The organism is Streptomyces sp. NPDC054757, from assembly GCF_053612185.1.
Window position 1 is genome coordinate 67,149 of record NZ_JBSHBW010000034.1, and the last position, 14,162, is coordinate 81,310.

Below are 14,162 nucleotides of genomic sequence, written 5' to 3' on the forward strand. Positions count from 1 at the left end.
CCCGTCCGGGGACTGAAGCCCAAAATCAAGCCCGTCCTGGGGGCACCTCCCGGCGGTAGCCGGGGGAGATTGAGGACCGGGGTCCGGGGCGGAGCCCCGAGCACACGACCCGCACCACCCCACAGCCAGCGGCACCACCCACCCCTACCCCCCGTAGAACCGCTCCTCCATCACCCCGCGCGCCCGCCTCGTAGCCCGCCGGTAGTCATCCAGCATGTCCCCGACATGCCCCGTCTCGTACCCCAGGTACCGCGCCACCGCGGCCAGCTCCCGCCCGTCCGTGGGGAACGTGTCCCCCGCCCTCCCCCGCACCAGCATCACCGCGTTGCGCACCCGCGACGCCAGCACCCACGCCTCGTCCAGGGTCTGCGCGTCCTCGGTGGTGATCAGCTCCGCGGCGTGCGCGGCGGCCAGCGCGGTCCTGGTGCGGGTGGTCCGCAGCCCCGGCACCTCCCAGCCGTGCTGCAACTGCATCAGCTGCACGGTCCACTCCACGTCGCTCAGCCCGCCCCGGCCCAGCTTGGCGTGGAGCGTCGGGTCGGCGCCGCGCGGCATCCGCTCGGACTCCATCCGGGCCTTGAGGCGGCGGATCTCGCGTACGGCGTCCTCACCGATCCCCTCGACGGGGTAGCGCAGCGGGTCGACGAGTTCGATGAACCCGCGGCCCAGCTCGGCGTCGCCGGCCATCGGCTCGGCGCGCAGCAGCGCCTGGCTCTCCCAGACGCCGGACCAGCGCCGGTAGTACGCGGCGTACGACGCCAGGGTCCGCACCAGCGGGCCGCTCTTGCCCTCCGGGCGCAGATCGGCGTCGATCAGCAGCGGCGGATCCGCGGTCGGCAGCTGGAGGAGCCTGCGCATCTCGGTGACGACGGCGTTGGCGGCGCGGGCCGCCTCCTGGTCGTCCACACCCTCCCGGGGCGCGTGTACGAAGAGGACGTCGGCGTCCGAGCCGTAACTCAGCTCGTGGCCGCCGAAGCGGCCCATGCCGATGACCGCGAACCGGGTGGGCAGGGTGTCGCCCCACCGCGCCCGTACGGCGGCCCGCAGCGCGCCCGCGATGGTGGCGGCGTTCAGATCGGTGACCGCGTTGCCGACCCGGTCGACCAGCGCCCCGGGGTCGGACTCGGCCGGGTTCTCCTCGGTGCCGTACGAGCCGATGAGGTCGGCCGCCGCCGTACGGAACAGCTCACGGCGGCGCACTCCGCGCGCGGAGGCGACGGCGCCCTCGGGGGTCTCGGCCCGGCCGACGGCCGACAGGACCTCCTGCTCCAGGGTCTCCCGGGGCCGCGGCGCGAGCCCGCCGCTCGCGCCGAGCAGCGCGACCGCCTCCGGGGCCCGCAGCAGCAGGTCGGGAGCGAGCCGGCCGGCCGACAGGACCCGGGCGAGATTCTCGGCGGCCGCCCCCTCGTCCCGCAGCAGCCGCAGATACCAGGGGGTCTTGCCCAGCGCGTCGGAGACCTTGCGGAAGCCGAGCAGTCCGGCGTCCGGGTCGGCGGAGTCCGCGAACCAGCCGAGCAGGACGGGCAGCAGGGTGCGCTGGATGGCGGCCTTCCTGGAGACCCCGGAGGAGAGCGCCTCCAGATGCCGCAGGGCGCCGACCGGGTCCGCGTAACCGAGCGCTTCGAGGCGCTGGCCCGCCGCCCTGGGGCTGAGCCGGTTCTCGCCGGGCGCCAGCTGCGCGACGGCGTCCAGGAGCGGCCGGTAGAAGAGCTTCTCGTGCAACCGCCTGACGACCGTGGCGTGCCGCTTCCACGCCCTGGTGAGTTCCGCGACGGGTTCGGCGCGCAGCCCGAGCGAGCGCCCGAGCCTGCGCAGATCCGCCGGATCGTCGGGCACCAGGTGGGTGCGCCGGAGGCGGTACAGCTGGATCCGGTGCTCCATGGTGCGCAGGAAGCGGTACGCCTCGTCCAGCTGCGCCGCGTCGGTCCTGCCGACATAGCCGCCGTTGGCCAGCGCCTCCAGCGCCTCCAGGGTGTTCCCGCTGCGCAGGGTCGCGTCGTTGCGGCCGTGTACGAGCTGGAGGAGCTGGACGGCGAACTCCACGTCCCGCAGCCCTCCGGGCCCCAGTTTCAGCTCGCGCTCGACGAGGTCCGGGGGGATGTTGTCGATCACCCTGCGGCGCATCTTCTGCGCGTCGGCGACGAAGTTCTCCCGCTCGGACGCCTGCCACACCAGGGGTCCGACCGCTTCGGTGTACTCGGCGCCGAGCGCCGCGTCACCGGCGACGGCGCGGGCCTTCAGCAGCGCCTGGAACTCCCAGGTCTTGGCCCAGCGGTCGTAGTAGGCGAGATGGCTGGAGAGCGTACGGACCAGTGGTCCGTTGCGCCCCTCGGGCCGCAGATTCGCGTCGACGGGCCAGATGGTGCCCTCGATGTTGGTGTCGGAGCAGATCCGCATCAGATGCGCGGCGAGCCGGGTGGCGGCCTGCATCGCCCCGGTCTCGTCGGCGTCCTCCCCGGTGTCCGTGGGCTCGGCGACGAAGATGACGTCCACATCGGAGACGTAGTTGAGCTCGTGGCCGCCGCACTTGCCCATCGCGACGACGGCGAGGCGGCAGAGCGCGGCGTCCTCGGGGGCCTCGGCGGACGCGAGGGTGAGGGCGGCGCGCAGGGTGGCGGTGGCGAGGTCGGCCAGTTCGGCCGCGGCCTGCCTGACGTCGGTCGTACCGCAGACGTCCCGGGCGGCGATGGCCAGCAGACACCGCCGGTAGGCGATCCGCAGCTCCACCGCGTCGGTCGCGCCGGCGAGCCCCTGCTCGAACTCGGGCACGCCGGGGTGCAGGTCGGCCGTCTCGTACGTGACAAGGGCGTGCCAGTCGTGCGGGTGCCGGGCCAGATGGTCGCCGAGCGCCTCGGACGCGCCGAGCACGCCGAGCAGCCGGTCGCGCAGCGGCTTGGCCGCGATCAGCGTGTCGAGGAGTGTCTGCCGCTCGTCGGGCTGCTGCGCCTCGGCCATGCGCACCAGACCGAGCAGTGCGAGATCCGGGTCGGCGGTGGCACCGAGGGCGTCGAGGAGGACGGGGTCGTTGCGTACGGCGGCCAGCTCGGGGGCGTCGAGCAGCCGCTCGGCCGCCGCGGGGTCGGTGAAACCGTGCCGGAGCAGCCGGGTGAACGTACTGCCTCTGCGTCCCGGCACGCTCATGCTGCCGCCTCTCGTCCTGTGGCACCCGGCTGCCCGGAACACCGGTTGATCGAAGTCCGGTTCCGAGCGTAGTCGCAGCGGGCTGCGGTGGCGCTGCCGCATCGCGCTGCGAAGTGGGCAGCCGGGTCCTCGGGGGACCCGGCTGCCGGGGGTGCCGGGGTGCGAAGGGGGCGGGATGCCGGGGGGCAGGCCCGGTTACTGCCCGATGCCGTTCTCCTCCGTCGCCCCGGAGGCGTCCAGGGTCACCTTGGCGATGGACTGGCAGGTGTCGCTGAGGCTGGACGAGTTGTAAGTCCCCTTGCCCGCACTGGTGGTGGGGATACCGAAGAGCAGCTTGGAGTACTTGGCGTCGGCACAGACGGTGGCGGGGTTGTTCCAGTCGAAGTACTCGGTCCAGCTGTTGAAACTGGAGCCGGCCATCGGATGGTCACCGTCGATCTTGATGGTCCCGAGGACGGTGGTGGTGCCCGCCGTCCTGTCGACGATGGAGTACTTCCAGTACGAGCCGGACTGCTGCGCCGCCTCCATCGCGTACTGGTGCCCCTCGACGGGCCGCTGGTCGAGTCGGCAGGTCTTGCCGGTGCCGCTCTCGTCGAAGTCCTGGCAGTAGGTGCCGGAACCGCCCGCGGTGGCCTCGGTCCCGTTCCAGATCGAGACGAGGAACATCCCCCCGCCGTCCCGGTGGGTCTGGAACCCCATGTAGCCGGAGGCACCGCTGCCCGCGAAGTCGAACTGGGTCGACCAGTAGGCGTTGTAGTTGCCCGGCGAGTGCTGGAGCGTCATCGGGATGGAGACCGAAGTGACGTCGGAGGGCGCGCTCCAGTAGGCGTACGTACCCGGGGTCTGGCCGGTGTCGGCGGCCTGTACGGGGGCCGCGGGCCCCATGAGCAGCACGGCGGCGCCCGCCGCGGTGGCCAGTGTTCCGGTGGTGAGAAGGTGCCGGATCCGCATGGTGTCTCCTGTGTGGGGGTGGAGTTCACGTGTCCGTACAGCCCGAGGGTGAGCGGTTCTGTTCACCAGAGGCGTTGAACAAGCACGTTCACGCACCAACTGACACCCGTCAACGGCTGTTGCCCGACCGGTGACAAAAGGACAAGCACCGCACCGCCAAAGTCCAAGAGCCACCTGACCGGGGTTGACCGGGCTCCCCGGTGACTGCCGGCCGGCGCGGCGGGCACAAGACCCGCGGCGTGCCCGAGCTGCTCTTGTTCCGGACGGAACGCCGGACCAGTCCCGTCCGGGCCGGCGGAACCGCCCAGCCCCGGCGAGACATCTCTCCGTCCACGGAAACCGGACACACGGCCCGGCGCGTAGCCGCCACCGGCGCCGCGGGGTGCCTGACAGCGGTACTCGGTGCCCTTGCCGGCTGCATGGCCTGGCTCCCGTACGGCCGAAGAGGGCTCTCCGGCGGTTTCGAAGACGAGACCAACCCGGACCTGCTCCTGCTGGGCCTGCCGGTCATGGTGTTCGGCGGCACCGCCACCGCCCTGGCTGTTTACGTCGCCGTACGGGGCCGGTGGCGCACTGCCCTCGGACTGGCGGCGGCCGTCGCGGGGCTCGCCGCCTTGGGGTACTGCTTCGATGTCCAGGCGACACAGCACTGCGCGCCTTCCTGCTGAGCCTGCCGTGCATGTGCTCAGTTTTTCAGCATGAGTTGAACCGCAGGGGTGTGGGTGACGGTCTTGAGTGTGGCGGCTATGGCGGTTGCTGGTCGTAGTCGTCGCCCTTGTCGGCGTGCGGCTCGTCCGGTCGTCGGCGGCCATGCCCCGGCCAACTGGTCGTAAGCCTCGTGCAGCTGTGGTGCGTTGGCCGCGCAGCGGAACGCCGGAGTGGTCATGCCACCGATCCGTACGACCGGCCCGGTCCGGCTCCCGGGATCGTCCGGCGAGCACCCACTCGCCTCCCACAACTACGCACGGCAGTCATCCACTGTGCCCTCGTGGACGGCTCCGGGGACACGCACGAAACCCGTCCTGGCACGGCTCACAACCAAGGCTGAGGCAACCGCACTTGCACTGAGTCCGGGCTCCCCGGTGAACCACCTCGTACGGGCCGCGGCAACGAAGTCCGGACGGGTGGTGGAGAGGCGACCTGACGCATGCCGAGGAGCGCTGCATTCTTTCTCCTGTCACTCAGGAGAACGCCTCATGACCCCGCCCGTACCGGTGACCATCCTCCCCGGCCCGCCGGCCTCGGCCCGCAGCGCCGCCCCGCTCGTCGCCACTTCCTCGGTGACCGCCGTCCCGGACCCGGACGACGTCGTGGAGAGCGCGGAGTGCTCCTGCGACGCCGGTGATGACACCCCCCACTGATCGAGACGATCCAGTCAACTCCGCTCAGGCCCCGGCGTGCTCGCGCCGGGGCCTTGGCCCTGTCCGGCTCACCGTGAGGGTGCCGCTCGTATTCTTCCGCTGGGACTGGCTCCGACCCCGGCGCAGTTTCCGCCCGGACCAGCCGTTTCACCCCTAATTGCCTACTCGTCCCGCCCGGCCGACCGTTCCGCGACCGCGGCCCTGACCGCCTCGCGCAGCTCGTCCGGAGTGAAGCCGAGGTCGTCCAGGATCCGCGCAGCCGGGCTTCCCTCCGTCAGGAGCAGGCCCAGCAGGGTGTGTTCCGTGCCGACCCAGTCGTGGCCGAGAGCGGCCGACGCGCTGCGGGCCTGTTCGATGGCCTCCCTGCTCTCCGGGCGGAATGCGATGTGACCCCGCAGCGCCTTCTGTCCGGCCGGCGGCATCGCCTCCCCGATCGCGTCGCGGACGCGCTGCTCCGACCCGGCTTTGGCGGTCAGCAACTCGTAGGCCAGGCCCTGCGGTTCACCGAGCAGGCCGAGCAGGATGTGTTCGGTGCCGATGGTGTCGTGCTTGTGCGTACGGGCGGCCTCCTGCGCCAGCACGATGCAGTGGCGGTTCAGGTTCGTGTACCGCTCGAAGGGGCCGGGGGCGTGACGCTGCTGGGCGGCCTGCTTGGACACCCCGATGGCGTCGCCGATCTCGGTCCAGGACGCGCCGGTCCGCTTGGCCTTGTTGACGTAGTGGTCGATGAGCTGGTCACCGAGGTCGGACAGGGTCTGGGCGCGCAGTCGCGCTTCGCTGACGTGGGCCAGTTCGCCGGCGTCGGGGAGTTCCGCGTCGAGACGGGCGATCAGGTCGGCCAGGCTGATGTCGAGTGGACTCATGCGTCAACTTTAAATTGACGATCCAGGATCGTCAAGATGTAATTGACGATGACTTGCTCGCCGTACGGACGACGGGCGTCTCCGCTAGCGCCCGGCGGTGCGGGTGCGGACGGAATCCGCCGTACCGCGGAGCCGCAGCTGGAGCCAGGTGACGAGGCGGGCGTCGGGGTCGTCGAGCTGGAGACCGAACAGTTCCTCGGCGCGCCGCATGCGGTAGCGCAGTGTGGTCGGGTGCACCTTCAGCAGCGTCGCCGCGTCGCTGCCGCCGCGAGAACCGTGCGCCAGTACCGCGTGGACCGTGCGGGCGTAGTGCGTGCCGAACCGGCGGTCGTGGTCGAGCATCGCCGCCACCGCGGGGACGGGGTCGGCGAGCGCCTCATTCGGGTCGGACGCGAGTTCCTCCAGTACGACGCGGCCGGCTACATCGGCGCAGGTGGCGACGGGACCGCTCGACGGGTCGGACGAGACGGCCCGCAGGGCCCGGTCGGCGTCCCGGCGTGCCCGTGGGAGCGCCGTCCAGTTCGCGGTGTCGTAGCCGACGCCCGCCTGCACCGCCGTACCGAGCGCCACCGACGCGTTCGCGGCCGTCCACCTGATCAGTCCGAGCAGCTCTCCGGTCCGCTGGGGTTCCGCGAGCACCGCATAGGCCCGGTCGTCCACCACCCCGCACAGCGCGGGCCTGCGGTAGACCTCGAAGTGGCTGTGGGCCGCCTGGGCGAGCCGTGCCGGGACGGATCGCGGCGAGCGCTCCCCGGCCGCGACGCCGAAGCTGACGACGACCGCCGTGGCCGACACGTCGGCGCCGAGCTGCGCCGCGCAGGAGTTCGGTGTCATCGTGCCGCCGAGCATGGCTCCCAGTGCCCGGGTCCGCTGCCGCTGTTCGGCGTCCCGGGCCTGGCGGGCCCGCACGAGATGGACCGCGGTGAGGTTCGCGGCACGCTGCAGCGCGTCTTCCGCCGCGGCGCCGAGGTCCCCTCCCGCGTCGATGGCCCACAACGCGCCGAGCAGTTCGCCCTCCGCCCGTACGGCGACGGCGAGCCTGGGAAGCAGGGTCGGCGCAACCCCGGCGAACCGCACCACGGATGCGGACTTCAGCAGCCGCTCATAGGTGTTCGGGTTGTACGGCAGATCGGGCACCTGCCTGCCGAGGATCGATGATCTGCGGACCTCGTCCGTGGGCTGGTCCGCGAGGCTGGAATAGGCGAGTACCCGCTCGTGCTGGTCCTCGATCGCCACGGCGCCGCCGACCGTCGCGGCGATCATGTCGGCGAGCGCGAACAGGTCGGCGACGCCCTCGCCGGCGCCCGTGCCCAACTGCGGCACCGCCGATGCCGTGGTCGTCAGGACGTCTCTGAGCTGCCCGGCCAGATCCAGCCAGGGCACCTCATCGGTCAGCTCCAGCAGGGCGATACCGGCGTCCTCACAACCACGGGCGAGTTCGGCGGCTGCGAGCCCGGCGTGCGGTGACGCCCGGATCACCACCGCCTCGGCGCCGCTCGCGGTGAGCGACTGGACCGTTTCCTGGACGGCCGGACCCTGCGGGACCGCACCGACGAGCAGGGCGACACCCCCTTGGCAGCTCCCCGCCAGGGGGTCGTGGTCGTCCCACCCGGCCGGCGGGCGCTCATGGACGAAGACCGGGCCGGATATCGAACGGTCATCGCCCTCCGCGGTGCGCAGCCGCAGCCGTCGCGCGCCGACACCCCGCAGCAGCTCATGAAGAGTCGTCACCCGAGCATGCTCGCACAGGAGCAATCCAAGCCCCATGTTTCCTCCGTCACGAGCATGCGGGCTCCGTACGCCGTAGTGGAGAGTGACCACCGGGCACCCGCACAAGAGGCGCCGCCCAGCCATTCAGCACGAACAAACTCAGCCATCCAGCACGAACAAAGGGGAGACCATGGTGCAGACATCCCCGGAGACGACTCTCCGGGGCGAGCCGGAGATGGTGGCGCTGCGTCACTACGGCCGGTGGATCTACGGCGCCATCGCGCTCGTGGTGTTCGGATACATAGTGTGGCTGTTCGGTCACAGCTCGATCGACTGGAGGACGGTCCGCTCGTTCCTCACCATCGGCGTGATCCTTGAGGGCCTCGGCAACACGGTCCTCATATCCGTCGTTTCGATGGTGCTCGGCGTCGTACTCGGGGTCGTCTTCGCGCTGATGCGGCTCTCCGAGAACCCGGTCACGCGGACCATCTCGTGGCTGTACGTGTGGCTGTTCCGCGGTACGCCGGTGTACCTGCAGCTGCTGATGTGGTTCAACCTCGCGATCATCCTGCCGCGCATCGGTCTCCCCGGCCTGGGAAGCGTACCGACGGTGTCGCTGATCACGCCGTTCGTGGCCGCGGTGCTCGGACTCGGCGTCAACGAGGGCGCCTACATCGCCGAGATCGTGCGCGCCGGGATCTCCTCGGTCGCCCCGGGCCAGCGTGAGGCGGCCATGGCCATCGGGATGCGGCCGATGCGCATCATGCGGCGGATCGTGCTGCCGCAGGCGATGCGGGTGGTCGTCCCCCCGCTCGGCAACGACTTCGTCAATCTGCTCAAGACATCCGCGCTGGCCAGCGCCATCTCCTTCAGCGAACTCCTCAACAGCGCCCAGCAGATCTACTTCATCAACAGCAAGGTGATGGAGCTGCTGATCGTAGCGGCCGTCTGGTACCTGGTCGTCGTCTCGGTGTTCAGCATCGCGCAGTACTTCGTCGAGCGGCGGTTCAACCGCGGTAGCACGCACGGCTCCAGCCCGACGCTGGCCGAAACAGTGTGGAAGGCGATGACCTCGACGCGGCGTACGCGGCGGGGGAACCGGCGGACAGGAGACGCACATGGATGAGCAGCCACAGCAACCACTGGTCTACGCCCGCGAGGTGCGCAAGCGCTTCGGCCATGTCGATGTGCTGAACGGGGTCTCGCTCTCGGTGTCGGCCGGGGAGGTGTGCTGTCTGATCGGCCCCTCCGGTTCGGGCAAGTCCACCTTCCTGCGGTGCATCAACCGGCTGGAGGCCATCGACGGCGGTGTGCTGGAAGTCGACGGAGAGTTCGTCGGCTACCGCAGAAGGGGCGGCAAGCTCCACCAGCTCGGCGAGCGCGACGTCGCCTCGTTCCGCGCGCGCGTCGGCATGGTGTTCCAGCACTTCAACCTGTTCCCGCACATGAACGCGCTGGAGAACGTGATCGAGGGGCCGGTGCACGTACTCGGGCGCCCGAAGGCGGAGGCCGCGGAGCGTGGCCGTGAGCTGCTCGCCCAGGTCGGCCTCGCCGGGAAGGAGGGCAACTACCCCTCGCAGCTCTCCGGCGGCCAGCAGCAGCGGGTGGCGATCGCACGGGCACTGGCCATGGACCCGGCAGTGCTGCTGTTCGACGAACCGACCTCGGCGCTCGACCCCGAGCTCGTCGGCGATGTGCTCGGCGTGATGCGGGCGCTCGCCGCGCGCGACATGACGATGATCGTGGTCACCCACGAGATGGGTTTCGCCCGTGAGGTCGCCGACACGGTCGCCTTCATGGACGGCGGTGTGATCGTCGAGGCGGGGGATCCCTCCGACGTGCTGGAGAACCCCCGGAGTGACCGCTGCCGCTCCTTCCTGTCCAAGGTGCTGTGATGGCGATCCCCACCAAGCGGCGCAGGCTGCACACGCTGATCGTGCCGACCGTCGTCATGCTGCTCGCCGTCGCCGGATGCGGCAGCCCGCGGGACACCCCTGCGCTGCATCCGCCGTCGAACCGGAAGGCGCTCGACGCCGTACGGGCCGACCCGCGGCTGCGGCAGATGCTGCCCGCCGATGTCCGCAGGAGAGGCCGCCTGGTCCTGGGGCTGAACCCGATCTTCGCGCCGATGGAGTTCCGGCCACCGGGCTCCGACGAGATGCACGGATTCGACCTGGACTTCGCCCAGGCACTGGCCAGGACACTCGGCGTGCGCCTGAAGGTGTCGGTCTCGCCGTTCGACCAGTTGATCAACTCGCTGAACACCGACCGCGTGGACCTGGTGATCTCCGGGCTGTCCGACTCGAAGGCCCGGGAGCAGACCCTGGACATGATCGATTACTTCCAGTCCGGCGCCCAGGTCTTCACCACCACCCGGAAGGCGGGCGCCCAGCACGACCTTCGGCAGCTGTGCGGCCAGTCGATCGGACTGAGCAAGACCACCGACAACTACGGCACGATCCAGAAGTTCAGCGCCGAACAGTGCGTGGCGGCCGGGAAACCGCCGATCAGGATCGTCGGCGTGGATTCGTCGGCCAGCGCCCGGCTCCAGCTGCAACAGGGCCGGGTCGGCGCCTCCGTACAGGAACCGGAGACGCTGGCCTACGTCATGAAGCAGGCGCCCGGCACCTTCGTCCGGCTGGGAAAGCCGCTGAACCCCGCCCCGTACGCGATCGCGATCTCCAAGCAGAAGAAGCAACTCACGACGGCGGTGCTCAGTGCCGCCCGCAAGCTCTTCGCGGACGGCGTGTACGCCGAGTTGCTGAGGACCTGGAACTTGCAGGGGTCCGCGATACCGAAGCCCGGCTTGAACCTGAAGGGAAGGCAATGAGCGGAGAAGACCTCAACGTGGTGGGCGCAGCCGCCCTCGTACTCGTACGGGACGACGGCGGGCCCAGGCGCGGGAAGGCACAGGGCGAGGTGGAGATACTCGCCGACGGCGCGGTCGCCATCCGGGCGGGCCGCATCGTCGCCGCCGGACCGACCGATGAGGTGCTGCGCGCCGCGGGCCCCGCCCCGACGCTGGACGCTCGCGGACGCACCGTTCTGCCGGGGCTGGTCGAGTCCCACACCCACCCGCTCTTCGGCGGTGACCGGCATCGCGAGTACGCGGAGAAGCTCTCCGGCACGGTCCCGCAGGACGCGGCCGCGCCGCGCGGGATAGGCGCGGCCGTGCTGCACACCCGCGAGGCCGAGGACGATGCGCTGCTCTCCGATGCCGCACGTACCTATGCGCGGCTGCTGCGCGGCGGCGCCACGACCGTCGAGGTGAAGACGGGGTACGGACAGTCGACGCGTCAGGAACTCCGCGCGCTCGGCCTGCTGCACCGCTCGCGCGCCACGACGCCGCAGTCCCTGGTGCTGACCTTCCTCGGTGCGCATGTGGTGCCCCCCGAGGCGGCGGACGCGGAGAGCTACGCCCGGCTCGTACGGGAGGAGATGCTCCCCGCCGTGGCCGAGCAGGGCTTCGCCGATCTGCACGACCTCGTGTGCGAGGAAGGGGTCTTCGATGAGAGCACCGCCGCGCAGCTGCTGGCCGCCTCCCGGAAGGCGGGGCTCCCCGCACGTGTGCACGCCGACGCCAACGCGGCCTCGCGCGGCTGGGCGACGGCGGTCGCCGGCGGCGCGGTCGCCGCCGACCACCTGACCTACACCCCCGACTCCGAGATCCGTGAGGTGGGAACCACCTCCACGGTCGCCGTGCTGCTGCCGGTCGCCGAGCAGCTCTACCTCGACGACCGCCGGGCCAACGCCCGGCTCTTCATCGACGAGGGTGTCCCGGTGGCGCTGGCGACCGACTACTGCTCCGCCCTCCACCCGACTTCGACGCTGCTCAGCCTGGCGCTCGGGACCAGCTGGTTCCGGATGACCCCGGCCGAGGCGATCACCGCGACGACCCTGAACGCCGCGTATGCCTGCGCCCGCGGCCACGACCGCGGCTCGATCGACATCGGGAAGCGCGGCGATCTCACCATCGTCGACTGCCCGCATCCCAACGAGATCTGCGTCAGCATGGGCACCGCGCCGCTCGGTGCGGTGGTCATCGAGGGTCGCGTCGTCCTGGGCGGTGCCGCATGAGGCCCATCGGTCTGCTCACCATCGGCCAGAGCCCGCGGCCCGACATCGAGCCGGCCCTCGCCGGAATCCTCGGCGCTGACGTCCCGCTGGTGTGTGAGGGCGCTCTGGACGGCCTGTCGTCCGAAGGGCTCGGCGAGCTGGCGGCCCCGGCGGGCCGGGCGGGCATCGAAACACGGCTCGCCGACGGCAGCACCCTCGTGATGCGGAAGGACGCGCTGCCGTCACTGCTGCGGGCGGCCGTGGCCAGGCTGCCGTCCGACGTACGACTCGCGGCCTATCTGTGCACCGGCGAACTCCCGGACATCGGCCGCGAGGGGCTGCTGCTCCTCGACTCCGGCGCCCTCCTGCACGGCACGGTCGCCGCCGCGGCGCAGGGCCAGCGGCTGGGCGTGATCAGCCTGCCGTCCGACCTGGCCGAGGCGCCCGAGTCCTGGGCCCGCCATGATCCGGAAGCGCTGTACGCGGCGGCCGACCCGTACGGCGACGGGCCGCCCGTGGCCGAGGCCGCACGCGAGCTGGCCGATTCCGGCGCGACGCTCCTGGTACTGGACTGCATGGGTTTCGGCGCCCGGCACCAGGCGGAAGCCGCACGCGGCTCCGGTCTCCCGGTGATCTGCCCCACCGTCGTGCTCGGTCACGCGCTCGCCGCGCTCACCGCGCCGGTCCCCGAGCGCCACGCACGCTGACCAGACCCAACGAAACGGAGTAGGAATGACCACCCGACCCAAGCCCCTGTGGAGCGGCCGACTCGAAAGCGGCCTGGATCCACAGGTGTTCGACTTCAGCGTGCTCGTCGAACAGGATCGGCGGCTGCTGCCGTACGACCTCAGGGCCTCGATCGTGCACGTCCGCATGCTCGAACGCCAGGGGCTGCTCGACGCGTCCGATGCGCGGGCGCTGCAGGACGCGCTGGCCCAGGTCGAGTTCGCCCCCGACCGCGACGAGGACATCCACTCCATGATCGAGCGCATCCTCGTCGAGCGCCTGGGCGAACTCGGGAAGCGCGTGCACGCCGGCCGCTCCCGCAATGACCAGACGGCGGTGGCCACCCGGCTGTGGGCGCGGGACGCCGCCACCGGGGCGGCGCACTCGGTGGGCAAGCTGGTACAGACCCTCATCGACCGCGCGCGCAGCGACGGAGAACTGATCCTCCCCGGCTACACCCACCTGCAGCGCGCGCAGCCGATCACCCTGGGGCACCACCTCGCGGCCCACGCCACCGCGCTCCTGCGTGACATCACCCGGTTCGACGCCGCCGGAGAAGCCGCCGCCGTCTCTCCGCTCGGCGCGGGGGCTCTCGCGGGAAGCAGTCTCGGTCTGGACCCGGAGTTCAGCGCGGACGAACTCGGCATGACGGCGAGCTTCGAGAACAGCCTCGACGCCGTATCCGACCGGGACTTCCTGCTCGACCTGTGCTACGCGGCGACGGTGACGATGGTGCACCTCTCGCGCATGGCCGAGGAGCTTGTGCTGTGGACCTCGCAGGAGTTCGCCTTCGCGGAACTGGCGGACTCCGTCGCGACCGGTTCCAGCATGATGCCGCAGAAGAAGAACCCCGACGTCGCCGAACTCGTGCGGGGACGCACCGGCATCGCCATCGGCAGGCTCACCGGGCTGCTCGCCCTGCACAAGGGGATTCCGCTCTCGTACAACCGCGACCTGCAGGACACCAGGCCGGAGGCGTACGAGCAGACCGACGCCGTACGGCAGTCCACCGAGGTGTTCTCGCTGGCCTACGCCACGATCGGATTCAACGCCGACACCATGCACGCGGCCGCGGCGGACGGGCGCACGGTGGCGACGGATGTGGCGGAGCGCCTCGTCACCGAGGGAAGCACCTTCCGTGACGCCCACCATGCCGTGGCCGCGCGGGTCGCCGCGGGCGAGCGGTTCGCATCGCCCACGGTCGACGAAGCGGTCGCCGCACGTGACGCGCGGGGCATGCCGGCCGCCTACCGGGAGCAGCTCGACCGGCTCCAGGCGCGCCTCGACGACCTCCTGGCGTAGGCGCGGCGGCCGTCAGGGCGAACGGGACGGCTCCGGGCCGGCGGCGCGATGC

Annotated in this window: 12 protein-coding genes; 8 read left to right on the forward strand and 4 right to left on the reverse strand. The window is 71.2% G+C overall.

Features of this window, described 5'->3' with window-relative positions:
- Window positions 1–144: 144 nt before the first annotated feature.
- On the reverse strand, window positions 145–3,141 hold the full coding sequence (locus ACWGKJ_RS29955) for a bifunctional [glutamine synthetase] adenylyltransferase/[glutamine synthetase]-adenylyl-L-tyrosine phosphorylase (protein WP_385032502.1): 2,997 nt from the start codon (window positions 3,139–3,141) through the stop codon (window positions 145–147).
- A 195-nt stretch (window positions 3,142–3,336) separates the two neighbouring features.
- Window positions 3,337–4,092 carry a DUF3472 domain-containing protein gene (locus ACWGKJ_RS29960; RefSeq protein ID WP_385032505.1) on the reverse strand — a complete coding sequence of 252 codons (756 nt, stop codon included), beginning with the start codon at window positions 4,090–4,092 and terminating at the stop codon, window positions 3,337–3,339.
- A gap of 419 nt (window positions 4,093–4,511) precedes the next feature.
- Here ACWGKJ_RS29960 and ACWGKJ_RS29965 point away from each other — a divergent pair, with 419 nt between their 5' ends.
- Window positions 4,512–4,760, forward strand: a complete 249-nt coding sequence (locus tag ACWGKJ_RS29965) for a hypothetical protein (RefSeq protein ID WP_385032508.1) — start codon at window positions 4,512–4,514, stop codon at window positions 4,758–4,760.
- Between the two features lie 528 nt (window positions 4,761–5,288).
- Window positions 5,289–5,453: a hypothetical protein gene (locus ACWGKJ_RS29970; protein WP_385032511.1), complete on the forward strand. Its 165-nt coding sequence runs from the start codon at window positions 5,289–5,291 to the stop codon at window positions 5,451–5,453.
- A gap of 161 nt (window positions 5,454–5,614) precedes the next feature.
- On the opposite strand, the gene ACWGKJ_RS29975 is transcribed toward ACWGKJ_RS29970, so the two are convergent.
- Together ACWGKJ_RS29975 and ACWGKJ_RS29980 are read right to left on the reverse strand one after the other, a co-directional pair.
- On the reverse strand, window positions 5,615–6,316 hold the full coding sequence (locus ACWGKJ_RS29975; protein WP_385032514.1) for a Clp protease N-terminal domain-containing protein: 702 nt from the start codon (window positions 6,314–6,316) through the stop codon (window positions 5,615–5,617).
- Between the two features lie 84 nt (window positions 6,317–6,400).
- Window positions 6,401–8,047 (reverse strand): PucR family transcriptional regulator, encoded by a 1,647-nt coding sequence (locus ACWGKJ_RS29980; protein ID WP_385032516.1) that lies wholly within the window; start codon window positions 8,045–8,047, stop codon window positions 6,401–6,403.
- A gap of 169 nt (window positions 8,048–8,216) precedes the next feature.
- On the opposite strand from ACWGKJ_RS29980, the gene ACWGKJ_RS29985 reads away from it, so the two are divergent.
- From ACWGKJ_RS29985 to argH, 6 genes are read left to right on the forward strand one after another with little or no spacing between them, the layout of a single operon-like run.
- Entirely contained in the window at window positions 8,217–9,152 is a 936-nt protein-coding gene (locus tag ACWGKJ_RS29985) for an amino acid ABC transporter permease (RefSeq protein WP_385032519.1), read from the forward strand.
- A complete protein-coding gene (locus ACWGKJ_RS29990) occupies window positions 9,145–9,921 on the forward strand; it encodes an amino acid ABC transporter ATP-binding protein (RefSeq protein WP_385032522.1) in 777 nt (258 codons plus the stop codon). Before ACWGKJ_RS29985 ends, ACWGKJ_RS29990 begins: the two co-directional genes overlap by 8 nt.
- A complete protein-coding gene (locus ACWGKJ_RS29995) occupies window positions 9,921–10,856 on the forward strand; it encodes an ABC transporter substrate-binding protein (RefSeq protein WP_385032526.1) in 936 nt (311 codons plus the stop codon). Before ACWGKJ_RS29990 ends, ACWGKJ_RS29995 begins: the two co-directional genes overlap by 1 nt.
- Window positions 10,853–12,103 (forward strand): imidazolonepropionase, encoded by a 1,251-nt coding sequence (gene hutI, locus ACWGKJ_RS30000; RefSeq protein ID WP_385032529.1) that lies wholly within the window; start codon window positions 10,853–10,855, stop codon window positions 12,101–12,103. Before ACWGKJ_RS29995 ends, hutI begins: the two co-directional genes overlap by 4 nt.
- Entirely contained in the window at window positions 12,100–12,789 is a 690-nt protein-coding gene (locus ACWGKJ_RS30005; RefSeq protein ID WP_385032532.1) for an AroM family protein, read from the forward strand. Before hutI ends, ACWGKJ_RS30005 begins: the two co-directional genes overlap by 4 nt.
- 25 nt (window positions 12,790–12,814) lie before the next feature.
- The gene (gene argH, locus ACWGKJ_RS30010; RefSeq protein ID WP_385032535.1) at window positions 12,815–14,110 is read left to right on the forward strand and encodes an argininosuccinate lyase; all 1,296 of its coding nucleotides are present in this window, start codon (window positions 12,815–12,817) and stop codon (window positions 14,108–14,110) included.
- Window positions 14,111–14,162 lie beyond the last annotated feature (52 nt).

What these genes read in the sequence shown, in the direction of transcription:
- ACWGKJ_RS29955 (WP_385032502.1), bottom strand. Translation starts at nt 3,141, where the DNA reads ATGAGCGTGCCGGGACGCAGAGGCAGTACGTTCACCCGGCTGCTCCGG.
- ACWGKJ_RS29960 (WP_385032505.1), bottom strand. Translation starts at nt 4,092, where the DNA reads ATGCGGATCCGGCACCTTCTCACCACCGGAACACTGGCCACCGCGGCG.
- ACWGKJ_RS29965 (WP_385032508.1), top strand. Translation starts at nt 4,512, where the DNA reads ATGGCCTGGCTCCCGTACGGCCGAAGAGGGCTCTCCGGCGGTTTCGAA.
- ACWGKJ_RS29970 (WP_385032511.1), top strand. Translation starts at nt 5,289, where the DNA reads ATGACCCCGCCCGTACCGGTGACCATCCTCCCCGGCCCGCCGGCCTCG.
- ACWGKJ_RS29975 (WP_385032514.1), bottom strand. Translation starts at nt 6,316, where the DNA reads ATGAGTCCACTCGACATCAGCCTGGCCGACCTGATCGCCCGTCTCGAC.
- ACWGKJ_RS29985 (WP_385032519.1), top strand. Translation starts at nt 8,217, where the DNA reads ATGGTGCAGACATCCCCGGAGACGACTCTCCGGGGCGAGCCGGAGATG.
- ACWGKJ_RS29990 (WP_385032522.1), top strand. Translation starts at nt 9,145, where the DNA reads ATGGATGAGCAGCCACAGCAACCACTGGTCTACGCCCGCGAGGTGCGC.
- ACWGKJ_RS29995 (WP_385032526.1), top strand. Translation starts at nt 9,921, where the DNA reads ATGGCGATCCCCACCAAGCGGCGCAGGCTGCACACGCTGATCGTGCCG.
- hutI (WP_385032529.1), top strand. Translation starts at nt 10,853, where the DNA reads ATGAGCGGAGAAGACCTCAACGTGGTGGGCGCAGCCGCCCTCGTACTC.
- ACWGKJ_RS30005 (WP_385032532.1), top strand. Translation starts at nt 12,100, where the DNA reads ATGAGGCCCATCGGTCTGCTCACCATCGGCCAGAGCCCGCGGCCCGAC.
- argH (WP_385032535.1), top strand. Translation starts at nt 12,815, where the DNA reads ATGACCACCCGACCCAAGCCCCTGTGGAGCGGCCGACTCGAAAGCGGC.